The sequence below is a fragment of the Nitrospirota bacterium genome (genome assembly GCA_015233895.1).
GTDB lineage: Bacteria > Nitrospirota > Thermodesulfovibrionia > Thermodesulfovibrionales > Magnetobacteriaceae > Magnetomonas.
The window spans coordinates 96,030-119,202 of record JADFXG010000011.1 but is presented as its reverse complement, the minus strand read 5'-3'; the positions used below and the strand labels follow the sequence as shown (position 1 = coordinate 119,202).

The window sequence follows — 23,173 nt, the reverse complement described above, 5'->3', positions numbered from 1 at the left end:
CTGAAAGAGCTCAGTGCAGGCCTGCCGTCCGACGTGCTGCAACGCCGCCCCGACATCGTACAGGCAGAACACCTCCTTAAAGCCGCCAACGCAAATATCGGCGCCGCACGGGCGGCTTTCTTTCCAAGCATTAAGCTCACCACAAGCATTGGTCTTTCCAGCGATCAGTTATCCGGGCTTTTTAAGGGGGGAGCCGAATCATGGACCTTTAACCCACAAATTACCCTGCCGATCTTTGATGCAGGGAGAAACCTGGCCAACCTGAAAGTGTCAGAGGTTGACCGCGAAATCCTCCTTGCTCAGTATAAGAAGACTATCCAGAGTGCCTTCAGGGAGGTGGCCGACGCCCTTGCTCAGTATGGTACCCTTGATGCTCAACTGAAGGCTCAGCAATCTCTTACGGAGGCAACTGCCGCAAGCTACCGACTATCACAAGCGCGCTACAAAAATGGCATAGCAAGCTACCTGAATGTCCTGGACTCGCAACGCTCTCTTTACAGTGCACAACAGGGGCTGATTACCGTTGGCCTTTCCCGGCTGGTCAATTTGGTGACACTTTACAAGGTGCTTGGTGGAGGACTGTAACGGTTACGCGCTGTCCGTTGACAAAAATAAGCGTCAAAAAACGCCTGCTGCCGAAATTCATTGACGTGATGAGTTTACTTTAAGTGGGGAGGGAGGTGAAACCCTCCCCTTTTTCATAGCATACATTGGCAATCGTCTGTATCCTCCCCGTGTTTAATGGCTCTCCATTCCATGTCACATACACATTGGTTTCTCATAAATTGCTTTCTCAAAAAATCAGAATCTATACATTGCAATTTAGCTGTCATTGTCCTACCCTCCACTTTTAAGCAATCTTTATCTTTTTTTCCTCTACGATAGCCTCTTTTGTCTTAGGCATACAAAGCTCAAGAATTCCATCTTTGTGCTTCGCTTCTATAAAATCCACATCCACTGTTGAAGGAATTTGTAGTGTTCGTTGAAACTTTCCGTATGCTCTCTCCGAACAGTAGCACTCACTACCCTCCTCCTCTGCACTCTTTAGTTCTCCTGTTATTTTCAATACACCGTGGCTTACGCTAATGTCAACGTCTTCTTTCTTGACGCCAGGTAGCTCCGCTCTTAAAACATAGCTATCCTTCTTCTCCACTACCTCGATTTTAGGCGTTAACTCTCCGCATTCGCTGTTTCCTGCTGACAAAAATTGTCGGCTGTGGTCAAACCCTTGCAACACGTCATCAAACAGTGTGTCATAGAGGCTCTCAAACCTTGTTGTTGCTGGATACCATTTAACTATTGACATGGTAGATCCTCCTTTCTTTAACGTGTCAGAGACATTGTCTCTATACACTATTTACATGTGTTTCCTCTGCAATTCCATTTGCCTTGTTAACTTTATGCTACTTAATATAGAGCAAATACCATGCCAGAGCTTATTTTGCTGGTTTTGTAAGAGTAAGTTCGTTCAAATCACAGGAATGAAACACAAAAAATGTCTCAAAAATGTATCACATGAGACACAATGACTCATTTTATAGTTTTAAGCGGTAAAGATGCCGGTAAAAGGTAGCTCTGCTAATTCCAAGAGAGCGGGCTGCTTTAGCGCGATTACCATGAGAGAGCCTCAGAGCTTCTAAAAATCTCTCGCGCTCATCTTCTATGCTATCAAGTGCCAAAGACGATACACTCTCATCGGAATCAGCAATTTCAGGTGGTAAGTCATTCGGGATAATAACGGAGCTCTTGCTATGTATAACGGCAAACTCTATAGCGCTGCGTAGCTCTCTCACATTTCCAGGCCATGAATAATTTAAAAATAATGCCATTACCTCAGTGCTTATATCAGTAATTTTTTTACCGGAAAAAGCCTCCGCTTCAGACAGAAACCGGCTTGCTAAAAGAGGTATATCCTCTCTTCGTTCCCTAAGGGGCGGCAAAGTTATGCGGGCAACACGGATTCGATATAACAGATCTGCTCTGAAGTTTCCCTTTTTAACCTCATCCGAAAGACTTTTATTTGTAGCAGTGATTACCCTTACATCCACAGTTTTTGATACAGATTCGCCAACTACCGTTATTTCATGTGATTCCAGAAAACGCAGCAGATTAGCCTGCACATTTAGAGGGACATCGCCAATCTCATCAAGAAAAACCGTGCCACCCTCTGCAGTTTCAAAAAACCCCTTGTGGTCGGACACCGCACCTGTGAAAGCACCCTTGCGATGGCCAAATAATTGGCTGGTGAGCAATGATTCAGTTAATCCTGCACAATTTAGCGCTATAAACGGTTTGTCTTTACGATTCCCAAGGGAATGAATGGCACGGGCTACCAGTTCTTTACCGGTTCCTGTTTCACCCTCGATAAGTACTGTCCAGTAAACATCGGCAATATTTCTGATTTGGGTAAACACTTTTCCCATGACAGAGCTTTTTCCTGTCATATCCTGAAAACCGGCTTTACCTTTAAGGAGTTTTCTTAGTCCATACACTTCAGTCACATCATATAAAAACAGAATTTTCCTTCTTAAATTCTCAGGATCCTCTTTGACCTCCACTTCAAACCAAAATTGTTTACCTCCGGGAGAGTCTGCTTCTAATATAACTTTCCCGTTATTTGCTTTATTAGCCGATATGGCTGAAACAAGCTCTCCGTAATTTTTTACATTAGGCCGAATTAGTTTATCTAAAGGCATACCTGTTATTTCATCATCGGTTATTCCAAAAATATCGAGAACAAGTTTACTTACAAAAATCATATTTTCATTTTCATCAAGCATTATGGAGCCAACTCTCAGTTGATTAAGAATTGCTAAGAGGTCATTACGGTTTTTTCTTATTAACTCACATGATTCAACTGTATCAGAATTCAAGTTGCAGGCTCTCCATTAAGTTGCACCTTACTGACTTAAACCCAGGTTCAAGTAAATATTATTGTATCATATCTGTCCAAAACAGAAACAGAACGAACTGCCTCGTAAACGCACCATGTATTTTTTCATTAAAAACAACCACGGTCATTAGTTATACGAATCATAGCACCGTATAGCAGTGAGCGGCCAAGACCTTGGTTGTGATAATGCCAGTAAGGTGCTTTCTTCTGTCGTTGACGGGTCAGCTACACCAATTCAAGGCGAAGTTCACGTCCGACAAGTGCGGCGGCACGTTGCAGCGTCTCAATTGTTACGTTGCCCTTTGCCTTAAGTATTCGGTCAACCTGTGTACGGCTTGTGTGCATGAGCTCGGCCATTTCAAGCTTAGTTATTCCCTTCTTGTGCATTTCCTCGGCAATCTGCCACGAAATCACGCGCATAGCCGCTGCCGTCTTCGCGGCATCGTAAATGCCTTCCTCTTGTAGAAACTCATAGAGCGTTGATCCTAAATGTTTATTGCTCATGTCACAACCTCCTTCATTCGTTTACGTGCTAATTCAAGTTCGTCCTGTGGTGTTCTCTGTGTCTGTTTGATGAAGCCGTGTAAAACTATGAGCTGTCCCTCGTATATAAAAAATAACATCCGCGCAATTCTACGGCTTGGCAGAGTGCTGCGCACCTCCCACAATCCGCCGCCAAGGGAATGGCACAACGGCATCCCGACAGGCCAACCAACCTGTACAGTTGCGAGGTCAAACCCAATTGTGCGCCTGTCTTCACTTGGCAAGTTGCGCAACCAGTCTCTGACAGGCTCTGCCCCAAGCGAACTACGATAGAAGATAACTGGTATCTCTTTCAATTGTTTCACGGTCATCAACAAACCTCTAACAATAGTGTACCATATAAAGTACACCATTGCAAGATTTTTCTGCTTTATCGTTTTGTCCAGTTTTGTAGAGACACAAAAGGAGTTTTAACGAGAGGGAGAGATGTTCTGACATAAAAAAAACGTTCTGGTCGCTTCTATATAGGATTTCCCCTAAATGTGAAATTTCGCCAAAACTGTGATAAAATAACTTACAGCATACTGGATGTTCTTGTAGATATTAAGTGGAATGGGGTAACGATGGTGAAAAAGGTGAAAAATTACACAGAAGACGAGTTTAAATTATATCTTGATAATTTGTACAAAAAAACAAATGATGCAAGATTGATCGATCCCAAAACTCGATCTCGTATTTTTAAACGGATGGATGAAGCATGTGAGATTACGGGATTATCTTTTCCTGATCTCTTGCAACGATTGGATTTTAAACCGAGAGATCTAACAATTGAAGCATTAGAAGCATTCTTCGCTGAACTAAGATCCATCTTTTGGCTAAAAAAGTTTGGTTTTACAACCATAGCTCCGCAACAAGCAAAGAACAATACTCAACCAGATTTCCGTGCCAAATACGGAGAGAAAGAAAGTGTCATAGAAGTGTTTTGTCTAACCAAAGAACATGAACAGGAAAGAGATATAGTAACCGGTCCTTATCGTGATTTCGACCCCGAATTTGAAGGTTCTAAATTTAGGCGTGATTTTTTTACGAAAGCGAAAATAAAGAAAAAACAATTGGACTCTATTAACTCAGAAATCAAAATTCTCTTATGTGCTATAAATTCAACCCAATGAAAATAAACTCAGGAGAGGAAATGGATAAACATGCAGAATATCTATATAATGAGCTTAATTGGGGACCAAACTATTATGTTGGTCTTTTAATTGGTGATGTGAATTGTTTTACAGGTAGAATTCCAGATACGATTTTCCCCAAACTTAACTGAAGCAACTACCTTTATCTGTTAAGACATGAGCAGCCTCCTCATGACTTACAACATCGCCTCTGTCTGCAGCCTCAATACCCTCGTTTATTGCTTGAATATGCCATTGCCGTACACTTAAAAACTCCTCAATTGCCTCTGATGCAAGAGAAGATTCCGACTGATGTTCAGTTTTAGCCAAAGCACTCAGTCTTTCAGATAAATCATCGCTTATTGTTAAAGTGGTTTTCACGTATTTTGTCCACCTCCATAATAGTTTTACTAAATTATATCACAAATCATCACTCTGTATTAATAAGGATTCTAATATTTATGAGTCCGGTGTTCCTGCGCTTCTATAAACTCCCGTAGCACAGTGAGGGCATGGCAACCTTTCAGCATGAATTATATTTCAAATGAATTTGATTTTTTGTTGCAGAAATCGGATAATACATCTGTAAAACATAACAAAACACGAGAACTAACTTAACTGAACATGAAATTAACAGACACAAAAGCGTTTGAATTATTTAAGTACCTGGGGCCGGGGTTTCTTATAACCGTGGGTTTTATAGATCCCGGCAACTGGGCGGCTAATATTTCTGCCGGTTCCGACTACGGGTACAATCTCCTTTGGCTGATAACACTTTCAACCGTCATGTTGATAATCCTACAGCATAATGCGGCCCACCTTGGAATAGTCACAGGGCTTTGTCTGTCTGAGGCATCAAAGAAGTATTTTAATAAATACGTTGGCAGCGTTTTTTTACTTTCTGCCGTAGCTGCCGGTGTGTCAACGGCACTTGCCGAAATACTGGGGGCAGCTATCGGGCTAAACATGCTTTTGGGTCTTCCCATATCAATTGGCACCCCCCTTACTGTGGTATTTGTCTTTTGGATGGTTTTTACAAACACTTACAGAAAACTCGAAAAATGGATTATAGCTTTTGTGTCACTTATTGGAATCGCCTTTATTTTTGAACTATTCCTTGTAGATGTAAACTGGAAATCTGCGATTTATTATTCATTTACACCGTCACTGCCAGTGGGTTCGATGCTGATTGTGATGAGTGTTATTGGTTCTGTCGTCATGCCGCATAATATATTTCTGCATTCAGAGATTATTCAAAGCAGGCACTGGAACCTTAAAAGCAAAGAGATAATCAACAGACAGCTTAAGTACGAATTCACTGACACCCTGACATCCATGTTTGTTGGCTTTCTTATAAATGCAGCCATGATAATAGTGGCAGCCTCAGTTTTTAAAGAAAGAGGCATTCACGTAACAGAACTCCAACAGGCTCAAAACACACTTAAACCCCTCCTTGGCACAAAAGCAGCCATAGTGTTTGCCCTTGCTCTGCTATTTGCCGGACTGTCCTCAACAATAACCGCAGCAATGGCAGGGGGTTCGATTTTTGCAGGAATGTTCGGTAAGCCACTGGACACCTCAGACAAACACTCACGCACAGGAATTGCCTTAACAGTCATCTTTGCCGCTGTGATTATTTATTTTCTAAAAGACCCTTTTCAGGGGATAATCGTAAGCCAGATTGCTTTAAGCATACAACTTCCACTGACTATGGTTTCTCTGATTTTCCTGACATCTTCTAAACACGTAATGGGCGAGCACGCAAACTCAGGGTTGGAAAAGATATTTCTATTGATTATTGCTGCTGTAGTAATTATCTTTAACATTATGCTTGCAATCGAGTCGTTCCGCACATAGAATGTGCGTTCATAAAACTCTGTCATTTAATAAATGGAAGTATAACCTCAAAATGAGCGCCTCTGTTTTCAATGGGTTTCAAAGATATTGTCCCTCTGTGTTTTTCAACAACTTTCTTTACACTGAATAGGCCAAGCCCTGTGCCTTTTACACTTTCAGGCGCCTGAAAATACTCCTCAAATATCTTCTCATGATACTCGTACTCAATCCCCTTACCATCGTCCACCACTGACAGTATTATATTGTCTCCGGTTTTTTGCAGCTTTATCTCTATCAGTTTGTTTGCGTACTTTATGGCATTACCGATAAGATTTTCCGTCATGGTTTTAATCTGGTACAAATCGGCCATAATAGAAACTGATGTCTCCTCCAGCCTGGCTATTCCGGGGTATTCGTTAACAATAAGTTCAATGCCCCGCTTTTCAATCTCAGGCATAAAATTTATCAAAACAGAAGCCAAAACGTCGTTAAATTTTACCTCTTGCGGATTAAAAGCAATCATGGAGTTTCTACTCCTGAGTGCCTGAGAGATGTCTTCAATTATATTTAGAACATCTCCTGATGCGTCATGTGCTATTCTTACCACTTCCTCTTTATCTTTATCTGTTTTAGCCTTACCAACAAGGTACCTGTTTAAGTAGCCCTTGATGGCAATCACAGGAGACTTCAGGTCATGCAAGAGGACTGAGATGAAACTTTCCCTCTGGTTTTTAAGAGTCTCTTCATAGAGTTTTTTTTCGGTGATGTCGTGAAAAGCAATCACTATACCCTCTACCGAGCCGTTATCATCCAAAATTGGCGATATGCAGCCGTTAATATAAATCTTGCTTCCGGTCTTTTTCAAGATAACACGGTCTTTCATATCTACCTTCATACTACATTCGTTAGCACTGCGGAAATGCTCCACTGCATTATCATCACCATCAAGTTTAAAAACCTCGTTGATATTCCTGCCAAGTGCTCGTTCCTGACTGTGGCCTGTCAGATGCACCGCCACCGGGTTCATAAACACAATGTTGTAGTCGCTGTCGGTAGCAATAATGGCATCCCCTATGCTCATTAAAACCGTGGAGAGCCATCGCTCGTTTTCTTTGAGGCGGCTTTGAAGCCTGTGCTTGTGAAGAGCCATTTCTATTGTCAAATGTAGTTCCCTGTCTTCAAAAGGCTTGAGTATATATCCATAGGGTTCGGTATTTTTAGCCCGCTCAAGCATTAAATCATCTGCATGGGCAGTGAGATAAACCACAGGAATGTCGAATTTGGTGCGGATTTCCTCAGCTGCCGCTATTCCATCCATATCTCCATGCAGTTTTATATCCATCAATACCAGGTCGGGTCTATATTCACTTAGCTTCTGTATCGCTCTCTCGCCTGATTGCTCTATATGTTTGCTTGTGTACCCCAGGGCCTCCAGCATCTTTTGAATATAAAGTGCAGTTATACCGTCATCTTCAACAATCATTATTTCAGCTTTAGCCATGATACCATCTCCTCTAACCGCATATGAGGTGCTGCATGTTTATGCGTTACTCTCTGCCATAATATACAGAGACTTTATATTCTTAACAATCTCCTCAACAATGTGCCCTTTGTCTGTTGGTAATTTTATATGATTTGATTCAAAATTTTGTAATAACAGCTCCCATTCTGTATGAAGCCATGAGCCTTTGTTTTCTTTGACAAATTTAACAACTTCATTGCATATGTAGTTTAAGTCTGATTCCGGCATTAATTGGTATAGTTTTTTTTGTGTTTCTAACAACAGACCCAAACTTGCCTTAATATTTTCTGTAATGTGTAACCCATTTCTTTCTGTTGACAATAAAAAGTTGACCCAATCGTTATGATTCCAACTGCCCTTTTTATGTAGTACAAACTCTAAGGCAAAACCTACTATAACTTCTGTACCCAAAGCAATTTTTTTATTTATATCTTTAAAGAAAAAGAAACAGTGTTTACCATTTTCCTTTGCATGATACATAGCCATGTCAGCCTTTTTAATTAATATATCAGGGTCAGTGCCATCATCCGGACAAAGGGAAATGCCAATACTTGAGCCAATGGCACATATTGGTGATTTCAGCTCAAATGGTGCGCCAATGGATAAAAGCACCTTTTGAGCTATTGTGGCTGCATCTGCCTGGTTTAAGATGTTTGTTACTATCAATATAAATTCATCGCCTCCTATCCTTGCCACTGTATCTGACTCCCTGACACTGTCTTTTAATCTTACGGCTACCTCCTTAAGCACCTTATCTCCAACATCATGCCCCATTCTGTCGTTCACACATTTAAAACCATCCAGATCTACCATACAAATTGCTACCATCTTGTTGTTGCGTTTTGATATATTCAGGGCTTGTACGAGCCGGTCATAGAAGAGAGTTCTGTTAGGAAGACCGGTTAACACATCATAGTAGGCCAATTCCCTCATTTTCTTTTCAGAGTTGTGTTTATACAAGGCCATTTCGATATTTGACTGTAAATCTTTGCCATCAAACGGCTTTAAGACATAACCATACGGTTGAGCGATTTTAGCCCGCTCAATCATTGGTCCATCTGAGTGCGCTGTTAAAAAAACCACAGGAATGTCGAATTTGACACGGATTTCCTCAGCAGTTTCAATTCCGTCAATATCTCCACTAAGTTTTATATCCATCAGAACCAAATCGGGTTTATCGTTGTTTAACTTTTCTAATGTGCACTCGCCTGAGTTCTCTATAGATATTATCGTATATCCCAAATTAACCAGTGTGTTTTGTATATAATGGGCTGTTATGCCCTCATCCTCAACAATCATTATCTCAGCTTTAGCCATAATAACTTCTCCTTTATACATAAGGTCATTATCTATTTATTTTTTCAATCTTATGGTAAATTTTGTGCCAGCTGTTCTGTCCAAATCTATGACGGCATTTAGTTGTTTAACCAATATACCTACTATCGTTAATCCAAGAGTTTTAGGTTTATTTAAATCAATATTTTCAGGCAAACCGATTCCATTGTCGCTTATAGAGATTTCAATTTCTTTTTCATTCTCTAACTGTAACGATATATTGATTTGACCAATATCGTCTCCTGAAAAAGCGTGTTTTAATATATTTGTAAAAAGTTCATTTATTATTAATCCACAGGGGATGGCAGTATCTATGCCGACAAGAATATCTTTTGCATCAATATTTAACGAAAATTCTGTACTCTCATCTATAAAAGATGAAGCGAGGTTTGACGTAAGATTAGATATGTACTCTTTCATATTTACCTCGGCGAGGCTTTTTGATTTTGAACTGTAGAGTCTTTCATGAACCAAAGCAATAGACTTTATTCTATTTTGACTTTCCTCAAACATAGCACGATAAGTTTTGTCCTTTATTTGGCCAAGTTGGAGTCCTAAAAGGCCGGAAACCAATTGCAGGTTGTTTTTTACTCTATGGTGCATTTCCTTAATAAGGAGTTCTTTTTCCTGAATGTTTTTCTTGAGTTTTTCCTCGGCTGTCTTACGCTCGGTAATGTCTCTGAAAATTTCCAGTTTAGATATACTACCGTCAGGATTTTTTAATGGAGTATCTAAAATATCATAGGTCTTTTTAGTTTTTGTCATTGTAAATTCCCAGTGAACCGTCTCGCCGCTAAATACTTCTAAGTTTTTACACCAGGGGCAAGTATCTTTAAGTCCGTGAAAATAGGAAAAACATTTATTATTTTCCATTTTGCCAAATTCCCTGATTACTATAGGGTTTGCATACTGTAAGTTGAATTTACTATCTACTATGTAGATTCCATCCTCCATAGTGTCCAGTATGTTTAATAACTTGTTGCGTTCATAGTTAAGAGCATCCTCCATGACTTTGCGCTCTGTAATATCTCTGATGATAGCTTGAAAGCGAGTGTCAGGAAGCATCTTAGCGCTTATTTCTGTATCAACGACATTGCCGTCCTTGCGGAGCAGCTTACGCTCAGACATTACCGTCTGTCCTGTTTTTAATTTATCAAAGGCTATTGGTTTTGTTGCCAAATCCTCAGGCTCTACTATATCTGTAATATTAAGCCTCAGGATTTCTTCTTTTGTGTATCCCAGCATTTCGCAAGCTTTGGTATTTACGTCAGTATAATTACCCTCATGGTCGGCAAGCATTATACCGTCTGAGGCCTGCTCCATCAAAGTCCTGTATCTGTTTTCGCTGTCACGCAGTGACTGCTCGGCTTTTATGCGCTTAGTTATATCGTATCCATAGAGATTTATATAGTTCATAGCCGGCACTGGCGTAATTGTAAAATGAAAGAATTTGTCATTAGCTGACATTTCCATTTCTGCCGCCATTTTTTGGGAGAGGGAGGTGCTTATCTTTTCTTTCCACAGCTCATCATTAATCTCAAAAATATCATTATTTTTGGCAGCAATATTTGGCAACAAGACGTTGCCTGCTTTGTTTGAGTAAATGATCTGGAAATTTGACATGATACGAAGCACCGGATTGGGATTTTCGCCTGGAAATCTGGCAACGCTTTCTATTACCTCTTCAGCTTCTTTTCTATATATTTCCTCGTTATTAATCCTTCTTGAAGTCTTCAATACTAAATAAATCAGGACTATCATTGTAAATATCATTGTCACGGCATCGCTAAGAGCCTCATTGTAGAGACCCGCGTGTGCTCCTAAACCTCCTATAATATCTATTAAAAAAGGTATCGTTATAACAGCTATAAGCATTCTGCGGGTTATTAAACCTCCTAATGTATTTGAGGATACTGTTTTCATAATACCGTTATCAGGTCTTGCTAAAAACACACCTGCACATACAATCATAAATGATATTAAAGCATCCAAAGGCATTGCAGTGAATGTATTCATGGTATAGAGACTTGAAACATTATAAATATATCCCTCAAGTGCCAATAAAGTTATAATTCCTGCAATAGTTATAAATAGTTGCGGCAAAGTAAACATTTTTTTTGTATCTTTGTCTATAAACATAAGGGAGGTTCCAATCAAAATAAAATCTAGGGCTGTATTAAATGCCATTCTACCGTGAAAGTAAGCACCTTCCAAATGATCTTTTTCACTCCACAAAAAAGTTTCAAGACCCAGATTAATGTTAAAAATATATTCTAACGCGGTGAGAAATCCAATAAAAAAAACAAAGAAAGCACTAATTACAGAAAGTTTCTTGTTAAAATTGGAAAGTCGTTTAGTTTGTACAGACCACAGAGATATGCCTGTCAGAATAAAAGCAAGGGCTGCATTTACTCTCATAATATCATATTTGAAACACAGTGGCTTTAAATTTAAAAATCTGAAAATACACTCAGCAAATGCAATTAATCCAACAGAGAAAACGATTATTGAGGCGATTTCGGAAAACTTTACAAACAGTATTGCGTAATCTATTATAGTTTTATTATTATTTTCTGGTGTATCGGAGCTCTCTGATAAAATCATTGCCGTTAATCCTCCGTGTTTTCAAACAATCTCACAGTTTAGAGCAACAAAAAAAATGGTTTTCAAATAAAATCCTTTAGTCCGTTATAGTAGATAGTAACCTATATCTATTGAAAAAGCAAGTTAAGACCCGAAATCCGATAAGTGGTCGTTTGCACTCTTTATAATCTGAAAACATTGAAGCAAGAGGGCTTTTAACTTTTTTTCACACCTCTGTAACGGATTTAAGGAACAACGTTGTTAAGCAGGGTTTATATTTCAAGTATCTGATTATATATATCAGAGATATTGACTGCAATATGAGACCGTTGCAAAATTCCCAAAATGTGGGAAAAGTATTTCCCAATTAATACCGAGTAGCAGCCTAAAATATAATAATGATGAGATTACCACGTCGCTATCGCTCCTCGTAATGACGGATAGGTACGCCCACGCACAGCCCACGCCGTCATTGCGAACCCCCGCAGGGGGTGTGGCAATCTCATCCTTTTTCTATAACATTTTGTTATATTTTTGAACTCAACTTTGGTGTTATAATATTTTTGCAACGGTCTCAATATGCTATCATAAGGAGTGCCTACAGTAATCCAAATTAGAATGTTTTTTTATGTTTTGCTGTTTGTGGGAATGCTCGCCTCGTTTATTTTAATCGGCGGCTCAGGTACATACTGTAACGCTATGGAGGGTGCCTCTGACAGTTCAATAACTTATACATATGTTTATTCAGAGGGCAGCGGTAATGTCCTGATAAAAATTACATCTCCTGTAACAACACGTTACACAGAAGGAGCCCCTGTCATTATCTACATTCCTCCTGTTGATATGGAACCTGTTCTTTTTGCAGACAATACATATATTAACAGCCGTGGGTTTATTACGGTAGAGTTCTTATGGCCCGGTCATATAGCAAATATAGGAAGCATGTATGTTATGAGTGAAGGTGTTTTTGATTACGGAGGCCAAAACACAATTTTGGCGTTAAGAGACATAGTTCTTTTTATTCTTGGGTTAACTCAAAATACTGACGGCCTCTATATTAGTGATATTCTACCCGTTACACCCCTTCTAAGTAATGTCGGGATTTATGCTTATTCCCACACAGGGATGGAGGCTACTAATCTTTTAGCCCGGCATGGAACTGATATAAAAAATCTGGCATATTTAGTTTCTATGGAATCTCCAACTGAGGATAAGATATATGCCATTGAGATTGGCTATTATGACACACAGGGTATCCCCCATTATAATCCTTATTACAATTATCCGGACAACTATGGTCCCAATGGTTTAAATCTGGATTATACAACCCTTGGCTGGTGTGTCAACGTAAGTCTTTACCCTGAGGGACGCCCTTGTTTTGACTCTAAGACTTCTAATCCTTTTGTTCTTCTCAGTTTTTTTCAAACCATGTATGGAAAGCGAGTATATTCAGCGGATTTAACTAATGCTCTTTATAAAAACGTCTTTTCCTCAGAACAATGGCCAGTTGATGTGGCTACCCCGGATGAGGCAGCACAATTGTGGCAATTCAGGTCAGTCAGCCATTTGTATCCACTAATAGCTTCTTCGCATTTGGAAACTAAAATAATGCTTGTTTTTACTGTTCGTGACCATGTACAGGCAGCAAAAGACAAACCGCACATACATATGGCTTATGATGGATTTCATAAGACAGCAGGTTTATGGGTAAGATTAAATCCCGATAGTTCCTATATGAAGTTCACTGATTCATCCCTTGATACATCTCAGATACCCGATAATGACGCAAACACGGAACCAACTGACTGGCAATACTCAGAGTCCTGGGGATATTCCGCATCTGTTACAACCTTCACCAACAAAAAACCATTTGCCGCTATACTGGAAATGGCCGACCGGGTTTATATGAATGATTGGAGTAACAATCTCCAGAATGTTCTTGTAAACTACTGAGTGGATGAGTTTAAACAGGGAAAGGTTAAACGAAATCTGAAAAGGCACATGCTGAAATTCTTCAGCTCTTGACTTTTTTCATTAAAATCATATATTTTGCATAGTGATTGATAAGTTCAAATTTCTGAGACCAACAATTCGCGTCAGCACAATCTCCATTCTAATTGTAGCAGCACTAACATTTATTCTTTCAACCTCTGTAAGATTAAATCAGTACCAGATATGGAAACACACTCCGGATATGTACTTTGTAGGGACAACTCCTATGATGACAACAGTTGATGCCTTCTACTGGATTAGAATGGCAAGAGATTATGAAAACGGACGATACAATGCCGGACAGACTGACCCTCTTAGGTTTTTCCCTACAAAAGGTTATGATTATCCTGAGAAGGAACCGCTTCTGTGTTTCCTTCTCAGACTGGTATCAAAGCTCACATCCGGAGATCTATACACTGCAGGTATTTATCTTATACCGTTTCTTGCCAGTTTGTTCGTAATTCCCCTTATCATCTACTTTTACCGGGCAGGGTATCCGGCAGCTGGCATAACTGGCGGATTAATTGCCACATTTTGCCAAAGCTACCATGTACGGACGTGTTTAGGGCGCGTAGATACAGATTCGATGAACCTTTTTTTCCCTTTTATGGCCTCCCTGTTCATTTTATTTTCAAAGAAGTCACGATTTTTAAATCTCTATGCAGCCTTAGCAGGCGGAACTATATACATCTTTAACTTGTGGTACCCTACTGAGCAGTTTGTCATAATGTATTTTACCGCTTTTGCGTTATTTCTATTTTTTAACAAGGTACACAAAATTGACATACTAAAAGCCCTGCTGATTTTTTTGTTTTTTTCAACCCCGGAGGGTTTTGCCAATATCTTTTTTAAGACTCCTGCCGGACTATCCCATGCCGTCTTTCCGCCTGACTCTGTGAAGTCACTTCTGCTATTTTACCTTTCCACATTTGCCGTTGATATGACACATTATATGAGTATGTATGTGGCTCCTTTTATTATTCCTTATGAGAGAGTTTTTGCAAAAAGGAGAGATTTCATTTTACCAATAGCACTGTTTGTTTTAGTATTTGTTCCCGTAGTTTCGCTTAAGTTTACACTTTCATTGTCAGTGGCGGTGGTTTATGTAACTACAGCCGTATTCTATAAAAGGATCAGGTTCGGGTTTTTTCACCATATAGTAATAATGTTAACCACACTTATGGCTTTTTCTTTAGAAAGATGGCCAGATGTGAAAACTCTTAGCTTGCATATATTTAAGTCATACATGCTTCCATATCTTTCAGCGTATGTGTTTCCGATACTGTCAAATTATGTATTTTTTGGAAAACACTCTTTTATGGGGGTTGAGTTTGGAGCGCAAAACTCAGCGCTTACTCAGGTATCTGAACTATACAAATATCCATTTATGGAAACGATGGCAATGATACTGCAAAACCCGGTTCTTACTGTTATTGGGCTTATCTTTTTCGCTGTTTTTGGAGTTCTCAACATTAAAAAAGTTATACCACTATCACCGGTTTTGCTACTGGGAGTGGTTGCTTTTTCCGGCTCTAACCGCTTTGCCATGTATCTGGCTCCGTTTGTAGGAGTTGGGTACGGTTATTTCGTCAGTTTGATCTTAGATTCATTATATCAGACGTTTAAAATAAAAAAAGAACTGCTTAAGGAGTCAATTCTTTACGCATCAGTTTTTGTTTTTTTTCTGGTTATAATAAAGCAGACGGCTTTTTTTCTGGTGCCATCTCCATCCATTGCAACACCTTTATATTCGTCATTTAAGACAATCGGCAGGATGCTGCCGGAAAAGTCGGTACTTTTCACATGGTGGGACTATGGCTATGCACTTGAGGATACAACGGGTTTTGCCACCTATCATGACGGCGGTTCTCAGGAAACGGTAAAAACACTATTTATCGCCCATGCGCTAACGTCAGATAGTCAGGTAGAACTCTACAATATCCTGAGTATGCTGACCAAAGGGGGCTCAACTGTTACGGAGACGCAAATTAAAAAGGACTTCGGTGTGGAAAAAGTGTTGGATGACGTAAAATATGACAAGTCCTATATTTTATATACGGTGGATATGATAATGAAGCTTCCAGCCATTCTTACGTTACGTGGCATTGATGCAGTAAAAGGAGAGACAGACAGCAGTCAACCATATTTTATGCCGCTTAGTTGCCAGTCTTTCAAGGATCGTATCGTTATGTGTGAAGACAGCAAGATAGACCTTAAATCGGGAACGATAAATGGCCGCAGCGTCCTTAGCAGGGCAGTTGTCGTTGAAGACGGGCAGGTATTGGATAGCGTAGAGTATGGTAACAAAAAAGGGCTGTTTTTTGAAGCCCTTGCAAAAAACGGCGCAATATTTGCTCAGTTTTTGTTTAACGATGAGGTTTTTAACTCCAACTTCAATCAGATGTACCTGCTTGGCAACTACAACAAAGACCTCTACACCGAGGTCTATAACTCATGGCCTACAGCACGTGTGTTTAAAGTAAAAACCCCTGTTGCCAAGTGAGACATTCAACTGTTTTCATTTGCTTTTTTTCTGATCTAACGTCTCAAGCCTCACATTAATTTCTTTATCATCAGGATTTAGCATAGCGGCTTTTTTTAGTGCAGCTATGGCATCATCGTATCTACCCATATTTTCAAGTGCCGTTGCGATAAGTTTAAATCCCTCCACATCATTTCTGTCTATTTGAAGAGTTTTTAAAAAGCAATTAAACGCTTCTTTATATTTTCTATTTTTAAGCATCAAGCGGCCTAATTGCTTATAAAACACCGGTAGATCTCCGCTATACCAGACCGGAGCAGACGATACGTAGTATTTTTCAGCCTCTGTATAACGCCCTAATCTTTTCAGAGTAATAAACATGTTATAGTTTATCTCAGGGCTCTCCGGCATTATTTTATAAGCCTCTGTGAAATTCATTAGTGCCGGTTCAAGATGCCCCTTTTTAAGGTAAATCTGCCCAAGATTGCTATAGGCCACATAGTTGAATTTAACAGCGTTAGCTGCATGAGTATATAGGCTCACGGAGTCTTTCCAAAACCCAACCTGCCGCTGAGTCATAACAAAAAGCGCTAAAATAACCGGTAGCAGTGCATATTTGGAAAAAATGTTAATTGTCCTGAGCCTCTTTCCAGCATCAGATATACCCCATACAAGCAATATGAAAATCCCTACAATCGGCACATACATATATCTGTCAGCCGCAGCTGCATAACCAACATGGATAATGCCAATTACCGGCAAAAGTGTGCTTATAAACCACAACAGCCCCATCAGTAAGTATGGCAGCCTGTCTTTTAATTTTATGGCGATTGCCGCTGTAATTAATATAACTATTCCCTCCACTGTGGCTATTGCCGCCTTGCTGTCACCCATATACGGATAGAAACAAGACAGCTTAACCGGATACAGCACCTTTCCGATATAAAAAAACACGGAGTCTATGGCATTTGGAATCCTTACACTAAAAGGAATAATTTGGGTTGAAACCACCGCTCCATAGCTGCCCTGTGACCAGATAGCAGAGAGACCTCCTAAAATGGAAAGACCCAAAAAAGGAATTTTCTCTACAGATATCTTAAGCCATCCACGGGCTTTGAAGCGTTTAAGCGGCCAGAAATCCACTATCAGCATAGTCAGAGGAATAATCACGGCCTGCGGCTTAGACAACAGGGCAAGGATTTCAAAGAGCAGGGCTAAAAGTAAATTCTCCCGCTTAGAATCCCTCGTGTATTTAACGTATGAAATAAGACAAAGCAGCCAAAAAAGTGTTGAGAGCACAGTTTTTCTCTGAGTAGCCCACGCAACAGCCTCTACGTTTAACGGATGGATGGCAAAAAGTGCCGTCACAATAAGGCTTTCCCATTTTCTTGCCGTAAGCTGAACAAGCAGTACGTATAGAAAATAAACATTTGCGAGATGAAACAAAAGACTCACTCCATGATGTCCTCCGGCATTAAAACCAAATAACTCTACATCCATCATGTGGGAAAACCACGAGAGAGGATGCCAGTTGGCAGCGTGTTGGGAAATGAGTGCCGCAGTCACAGCCTCTTTTGTAAATCCATCCTTAACTATCGGATTATCAATTATACACAGGTAATCGTCATAGCTTACAAAGTCGTTGTACAAGATACTTCGGTAGGCAAGGAAAGTGATTAAAAGCAAAAACATGAGAGCTATAAGTGGCGCTTTCTCATCACTTATTGTAAGGTTGTCTTTAATAAATTGTTTACTTTTTTCTGCCATCATTAAGGTCTCTGATAACTCCTGTGAGAGCCGGATTAAGTTTTACTGCCTCTGCAAAGTGACTTTCTGAAGCGGCAGTCTCGCCGCATTCCCTGAGTGCAAGCCCAAGGTGAAGATGAAGGTCTGCCCGTTTTGGAAAACTCCTAAGCCCCGCTTGTAAAACCGCTTTAGCCTTTTCATAGTCTTTAAGGGCAAGGTAGGATAGTCCCAGATAGTTAAAGTTATCGGCATCACCAGGGTTAAGTGAGGTAAGGAGTGAGAAATAAGCAGCCGACATTTTATAGTCGCGTTTTCGTAGAAGTTTAATTGCAATATCTTTTAAGCCAGCTGTATTTCCCCCTTCAGTAAACATAGGAAGAGCTACCTGAAGGTGTTTTTGAGCCTCATTTGCTTTCCCGGCCCTAAGGAGGGCATCCCACACATTAAAGTTGAGAGTTTTGTTATTTGGAGCGTACCTAAGCCCTTCTTTGAACATATCAATAGCCGCATTAGTCTCTCCCTTTTCCTTTAAGTACATCCCATACTCATTATAGGCAACATAGTTACCATATGTTACATCAATTGAGTGTTTAAATAGTGCTCCGGAATCTCTCCAGTACGAAAGTTGTTTAGAACTGATGCAGCCAAGTGTAATAATTATCACAAAAGCAGATACGGCAAAAAATTTTCGCATAGAATTATCTTTTTTAACCGTGTTCCATGCTCCTGTGGCAAGAGCAATAAAAAGCCCAATCAGCGGCACATAGGCATAGCGGTCAGAAATTGAGGCGCCCCCTATTTGAACTATCTGAGAGACGGGCAAGAGAGTCACCACATACCAGAGAAATCCGGCAGCGATGTACGGTGCTCTTTTTATAGTGTCTATTGAGATAACGGCTACTGTCGTAAGGAGTGAAAGATCAATGCCAGCTGTCAGATAATTTATCGTATCGCTATAGGGGTAAAACACGGAAAGATTAACGGGATAAAACATCTTCTTAATGTATCCGGCATAGGATGTGATACCGTTTATGAGCCGCTCCGGTATTGTAACATCAGAGATAGCAACAATTGCCCCGGATTGTTTCTGAGAGACTACAGTAATCAGTGACGCAGCAGCAGTGATAATGAATAAAGGGATTTTTTCACAAATAATCCGCAGCTTAACCTTAAAAGACACACCGTGAAACCGTTTAAGCGGATAGAAATCCAAAATCAACAACGTCACAGGAAACGTCACAAGCATTGGTTTAGCCATTAAGCCGATAATGAAAAGTACAGTTATAACAATGTAAGTTAACACTTTCGGCTTTTCAACAAACACAGCATAAGCCAACAGAGCTAAAAACCAAAAAGTTGTTGAAAGAAGCGTCTTTTGTTGAGACACCCATGCCACCGATTCCACATTAAGCGGATGAACTACAAACAGCATAGCAGCCCAAAAAGCCGGCACAGGCTCTTTTGAAAGCCTCTGTAAAACCATAAAAAGCAGCAGACCGTTAATACCGTGAAGCAGCATGCTGACAAAGTGAAATCCCTGCGGGTTGATTCCAAAAACCTCTGCCTCTGTCATATATAAAATCCACGTGGCAGGATGCCAGTTAGCAAAATAAACTGATTTCAGAGCCCAGACAAAACCGTTAAGGGTAAGCCCTGCAATAACAACCGGATTTTCAATCACATAGTTGATATCATCGTAGCTGATAAAGCCGTTGTGTATAACAGGAAAATAAACGGCTGCTGTAAGGCTTAGAATAAACAGAGGTATAGAGAGAGGCTTTATCCAAAATGGTGCAGGCTCTTCAGTTATTCCTGACAGCGCGCCTTTTATCTCTGAGGTTATATTTTTTTTCATTCCGGTAGCAGTACATTGTAATGAAAAAATGGTCTCTGGCGCAAGTGGAGAAAATTAGAGCTCAACTTTTTCATCTTGCTTTTTTTCGTAGTGCAGTATTATCATTGTAAAGTTTAAAATATAATAGCGAGGCAATATGGTTATGAGTAAAACAATAGCGATAACTAACCAAAAAGGCGGAGTTGGTAAAACGACCCTGTCTGTAAATTTGGCAGCAGGGTTAAACAAAGCAGGCAAAAAAACCCTGCTTGTTGATGTGGATGCTCAGGGAAATGCCTCGGCATCTGTTGGTCTTATGATTGAAAGCGGCGGCAAAACCATCAAAGACCTGATGACAAACGGTGGCAACCCAAGGGATTTCATAACTACTGTGGATTCCCTTGAAATCATACCTGCTAATAATTCACTTAAAGACATGGAGGAGATGCTGATAAATAATAAGTCTTTTGATGTTCTAAAAAAAGCTCTCGCTCCGATTACCAACGATTATGACTACATAGTGCTGGACTGTCCGCCAAGCATTAACGCATTTACTAAAAATGCTCTGACAATGGCCGAGCATATTATCATACCTGTGGATGTCGGATACTTTTCTATACTTGGCCTTAAACAGCTTCTTGAGGAAATAGAGCTTGAGAGGAAAAGTTTAAATTCGTCTCTGTCCATATTGGGGGTTCTTGCCTGTAAGTTTGACAGAAGAACGTCTCTGTCTCAGCAGGTGTTTGACACTCTGAAGGATAGTTTCCCTGAAAAACTTTTTAAAACCACAATTAGATTAAGTATTGACGTAGTGCGCTCTCAAATACAACATAAGAGCGTTTTCGACTATAACCCCAAAAGCTTTGTTGCCCAGGACTTTCAGCAACTGATTGAGGAGATACTAAATGCCTAAGAAAACACAGGTGATGGAACGGTTAAGCGCCTTAAAACCAGCAGTTCCCACAAATACCAGACAACACACAGAGCCCGCGATAATTGAAGACACAAAGGTTGCGGAGGAGCCTGCAAAGGAGCAGATGGTATCCACTGTTATTGCCGCAAAGCCCGATATGACCGTTAGCGTACCTATAAGTACGGATTCTTATGTCATGACTGAGGTAAGGCCTGGCTACATAAACCTTGTTGCCCAGAACATGAATGCTATGCTTAAAATCCGCGAGATATTATTGAATGAGATTGGGAAAATCAACGTCGTTATTATTGATACATGGAAACAATCAATGATTGTTTCTTTTGATATTTTCAGGACTAATGCTGAAAATATTGCAGACATAGTGAGGGGTGTGTTTGTAGATTCATCTCAGGAAAAGAAGTGACAGCTATAACCTCATGTGTTTGTTTGTTCTGTGTTTAACGTCTTATGGTTTACTCTCCTCTTCCTCCTCCAGCGACTGAGCAGCCTGCAGGAGGGCACTGCCCCTTATGTGGTCCATGGTTATGACGTTGTTTGTATAAAGTGAGTCATCCGGAGCGCCTCCGTTTGTGCAGTTTTTGATGTAACTTGTCACATGTTCAACCATTTTGATGTATATTTTTTGATCGGCGAAATACGATGGAAAGTCAACAATATATTTCCTTAAAAGTAAAAAGAGCTCTTTGTTGCTGTAATCAAGCATACTGTAAGCGCTAAAAGTCAGGATAATGCTTCCCTCAAATGTGTTCCACATCTTAACAAGGCTTCTTAGGAGAGAAGGAGATAACTGATCTATATTTTTAAACACCACTACATTGAAGTAAGAAAACTGCTCAACACTGAAATCCTCAGACAACAGGCACTCACATGGCAAAATGCAGCATAACTTTGTATTCAGTTCAAACTCCTCAGAATCCAGTATTCTGCCGAGGATGTAGTGTGTATAAGTGTCATCTTCATATTTAATAACCAGCCGTTTCTTATCTTTGAACTCTTTAAAAGAGTTGAGAAATCTATCAGTATTTGGCTCCTTTGCCAGAAATTCTCTTATTCTTATAGGTGTGCCGCTTATATTAATTCCTTTTAAATTGCCCCTCTTGCCAATGTCGTTCATTATTTTGTTTGTTTCGTTAACGATATTATCCAGAAACAGCAGTAGCTTATTTTCATCCATTCCCGTGCGTTTCAGTTTGTGGACTAAAACCGAGTTAGCATACTTGTCCTTTTCAATGAATGCCTCAGTGGCAAGTATAGTCAGATTGCAAATCAAAGAAAAGTTAAGAACAATTTTATTTAAAGATAGTTTCATTGATTTGTCAAGAGTGATATGAGGGTAACGGGCAAGGTGGGCAAGCACATATCCGTCGTAAAGAGCGGTGGTGGGTTTTCTGACAGAGGTTATATAAATCTTATTTACCTGAATTAGATCTTTTCCAAAGTTAATTTTTTCAAGAAAACGTGTCAGCTCGGAATATATTTTGGTTGGAGAATTGTAAAATTTCATAAAATTCTTATTACCTTTATTAAGAAATATATCCACACCCTTAGTTTCAAGGTTTAAAATGGCCTCAGCAAGGTTCTGATTGTCTTTATATCCAAAAAAAGGAGCAAGTTTAGAAAAGAAAACCGTTTTCAGAATTTTATATGAGTCATAAAAATGTGCTCCCCACTCCGGAACCTCTATTTCCGAGGATTTTTTCTTTATATACTCAAGGGATACTTTTTTTACCGTATCAGTGCCCAGTCTTTTTATCGCATAATCTACGTCTTTAAGTGTTACGACCTCCTCTTCTGTTCTGATTATGTTGGCTTTTTCAGCAACCGCCTCTTTTAGTCCGGAAAGCTTGCAGACAAAGAGTTTCATACGTGACATATCGCAGTTTGGCGCCTCAAGTTCAGCCATAAGGTTAACCATTATACCAAGCATATCTTTTTCAACAAAACCCTTGATTGCTTCATCAGAAAGCCTTCTGAGTGGCCTTATGCTTATATCTCTGACCTTTTTCAGGTATTTTATTATAAACTCGGAGGATTCAAACCCTCCCTGAAGTTCGAGACCTATGTGTTTGTCGTCCTGCCAGACCACTCTGCTTCGGTATTCCTTTCCGGCAATTGTAACTTTTATCTCAGGCATATCTATAAGGTCTGGCGACAACTTTTTCAACTTACAGCCGCCCCTGCCTATATTAACTAAAACACCTGTCTCCCCAATAGGAACATCCTCAACCAAATACCGTATGCTGCGGCGATTATTGAGTAGTTTTTCTTTTACTATCGGCTGTTGAGGAACATTCTTTGAATTTTCGCTTTTTCCGGAAAACGCCTTAAATAATCCCATTGTTCCCTCTTCTAATCTCTTTT

At 39.9% G+C, this 23,173-nt stretch carries 18 protein-coding genes; 7 read left to right on the top strand and 11 right to left on the bottom strand.

Features of this window, described 5'->3' with window-relative positions:
* Positions 1-585, top strand: a 585-nt coding sequence (locus tag HQK88_09670; GenBank protein MBF0617066.1) for an efflux transporter outer membrane subunit, incomplete at its 5' end; no start/stop codon positions are given.
* A gap of 265 nt (positions 586-850) precedes the next feature.
* Here HQK88_09670 and HQK88_09665 read toward each other — a convergent pair.
* From HQK88_09665 to HQK88_09650, 4 genes are all read right to left on the bottom strand, one after another.
* A complete protein-coding gene (locus HQK88_09665; protein MBF0617065.1) occupies positions 851-1,306 on the bottom strand; it encodes an Hsp20/alpha crystallin family protein in 456 nt (151 codons plus the stop codon).
* Between the two features lie 229 nt (positions 1,307-1,535).
* Entirely contained in the window at positions 1,536-2,873 is a 1,338-nt protein-coding gene (locus tag HQK88_09660) for a sigma 54-interacting transcriptional regulator (GenBank protein MBF0617064.1), read from the bottom strand.
* Between the two features lie 245 nt (positions 2,874-3,118).
* Positions 3,119-3,397 carry an XRE family transcriptional regulator gene (locus tag HQK88_09655; protein ID MBF0617063.1) on the bottom strand — a complete coding sequence of 93 codons (279 nt, stop codon included), beginning with the start codon at positions 3,395-3,397 and terminating at the stop codon, positions 3,119-3,121.
* Positions 3,394-3,747, bottom strand: a complete 354-nt coding sequence (locus HQK88_09650) for a type II toxin-antitoxin system RelE/ParE family toxin (GenBank protein ID MBF0617062.1) — start codon at positions 3,745-3,747, stop codon at positions 3,394-3,396. Before HQK88_09650 ends, HQK88_09655 begins: the two co-directional genes overlap by 4 nt.
* Before the next feature lie 252 nt (positions 3,748-3,999).
* Here HQK88_09650 and HQK88_09645 point away from each other — a divergent pair, with 252 nt between their 5' ends.
* Complete coding sequence (locus HQK88_09645) at positions 4,000-4,548, top strand: hypothetical protein (GenBank protein MBF0617061.1); 549 nt, start codon at positions 4,000-4,002, stop codon at positions 4,546-4,548.
* Between the two features lie 144 nt (positions 4,549-4,692).
* Here HQK88_09645 and HQK88_09640 read toward each other — a convergent pair whose 3' ends face one another.
* Positions 4,693-4,929: a CopG family transcriptional regulator gene (locus HQK88_09640; protein MBF0617060.1), complete on the bottom strand. Its 237-nt coding sequence runs from the start codon at positions 4,927-4,929 to the stop codon at positions 4,693-4,695.
* Positions 4,930-5,172: 243 nt separating this feature from the next.
* Between HQK88_09640 and HQK88_09635 the strand changes: the two genes are divergently transcribed.
* Complete coding sequence (locus HQK88_09635; GenBank protein ID MBF0617059.1) at positions 5,173-6,405, top strand: Nramp family divalent metal transporter; 1,233 nt, start codon at positions 5,173-5,175, stop codon at positions 6,403-6,405.
* 22 nt (positions 6,406-6,427) lie between these two features.
* On the opposite strand, the gene HQK88_09630 is transcribed toward HQK88_09635, so the two are convergent.
* Genes HQK88_09630 through HQK88_09620 form a run of 3 tightly spaced genes read right to left on the bottom strand, consistent with a single transcriptional unit; the run spans position 6,428 to position 11,845 of the window.
* On the bottom strand, positions 6,428-7,885 hold the full coding sequence (locus HQK88_09630; GenBank protein ID MBF0617058.1) for a response regulator: 1,458 nt from the start codon (positions 7,883-7,885) through the stop codon (positions 6,428-6,430).
* 39 nt (positions 7,886-7,924) lie between these two features.
* A complete protein-coding gene (locus HQK88_09625; protein MBF0617057.1) occupies positions 7,925-9,223 on the bottom strand; it encodes a diguanylate cyclase in 1,299 nt (432 codons plus the stop codon).
* A 36-nt stretch (positions 9,224-9,259) separates the two neighbouring features.
* On the bottom strand, positions 9,260-11,845 hold the full coding sequence (locus tag HQK88_09620) for a PAS domain S-box protein (GenBank protein ID MBF0617056.1): 2,586 nt from the start codon (positions 11,843-11,845) through the stop codon (positions 9,260-9,262).
* Positions 11,846-12,442: 597 nt separating this feature from the next.
* On the opposite strand from HQK88_09620, the gene HQK88_09615 reads away from it, so the two are divergent.
* Positions 12,443-13,777 (top strand): hypothetical protein, encoded by a 1,335-nt coding sequence (locus HQK88_09615; protein ID MBF0617055.1) that lies wholly within the window; start codon positions 12,443-12,445, stop codon positions 13,775-13,777.
* A 103-nt stretch (positions 13,778-13,880) separates the two neighbouring features.
* Positions 13,881-16,319: a hypothetical protein gene (locus HQK88_09610; GenBank protein ID MBF0617054.1), complete on the top strand. Its 2,439-nt coding sequence runs from the start codon at positions 13,881-13,883 to the stop codon at positions 16,317-16,319.
* Positions 16,320-16,334: 15 nt separating this feature from the next.
* On the opposite strand, the gene HQK88_09605 is transcribed toward HQK88_09610, so the two are convergent.
* Positions 16,335-18,068, bottom strand: coding sequence for a tetratricopeptide repeat protein (locus HQK88_09605; protein ID MBF0617053.1), 1,734 nt, complete (start codon positions 18,066-18,068; stop codon positions 16,335-16,337).
* Positions 18,049-19,899 carry a tetratricopeptide repeat protein gene (locus tag HQK88_09600; protein ID MBF0617052.1) on the bottom strand — a complete coding sequence of 617 codons (1,851 nt, stop codon included), beginning with the start codon at positions 19,897-19,899 and terminating at the stop codon, positions 18,049-18,051. Before HQK88_09600 ends, HQK88_09605 begins: the two co-directional genes overlap by 20 nt.
* 142 nt (positions 19,900-20,041) lie before the next feature.
* Here HQK88_09600 and HQK88_09595 point away from each other — a divergent pair, with 142 nt between their 5' ends.
* Both HQK88_09595 and HQK88_09590 read left to right on the top strand, forming a co-directional pair.
* On the top strand, positions 20,042-20,791 hold the full coding sequence (locus HQK88_09595; GenBank protein ID MBF0617051.1) for a ParA family protein: 750 nt from the start codon (positions 20,042-20,044) through the stop codon (positions 20,789-20,791).
* A complete protein-coding gene (locus HQK88_09590) occupies positions 20,784-21,215 on the top strand; it encodes a hypothetical protein (protein MBF0617050.1) in 432 nt (143 codons plus the stop codon). Before HQK88_09595 ends, HQK88_09590 begins: the two co-directional genes overlap by 8 nt.
* A gap of 42 nt (positions 21,216-21,257) precedes the next feature.
* Here HQK88_09590 and HQK88_09585 read toward each other — a convergent pair whose 3' ends face one another.
* A complete protein-coding gene (locus tag HQK88_09585; GenBank protein MBF0617049.1) occupies positions 21,258-23,150 on the bottom strand; it encodes a hypothetical protein in 1,893 nt (630 codons plus the stop codon).
* Positions 23,151-23,173: the final 23 nt, after the last annotated feature.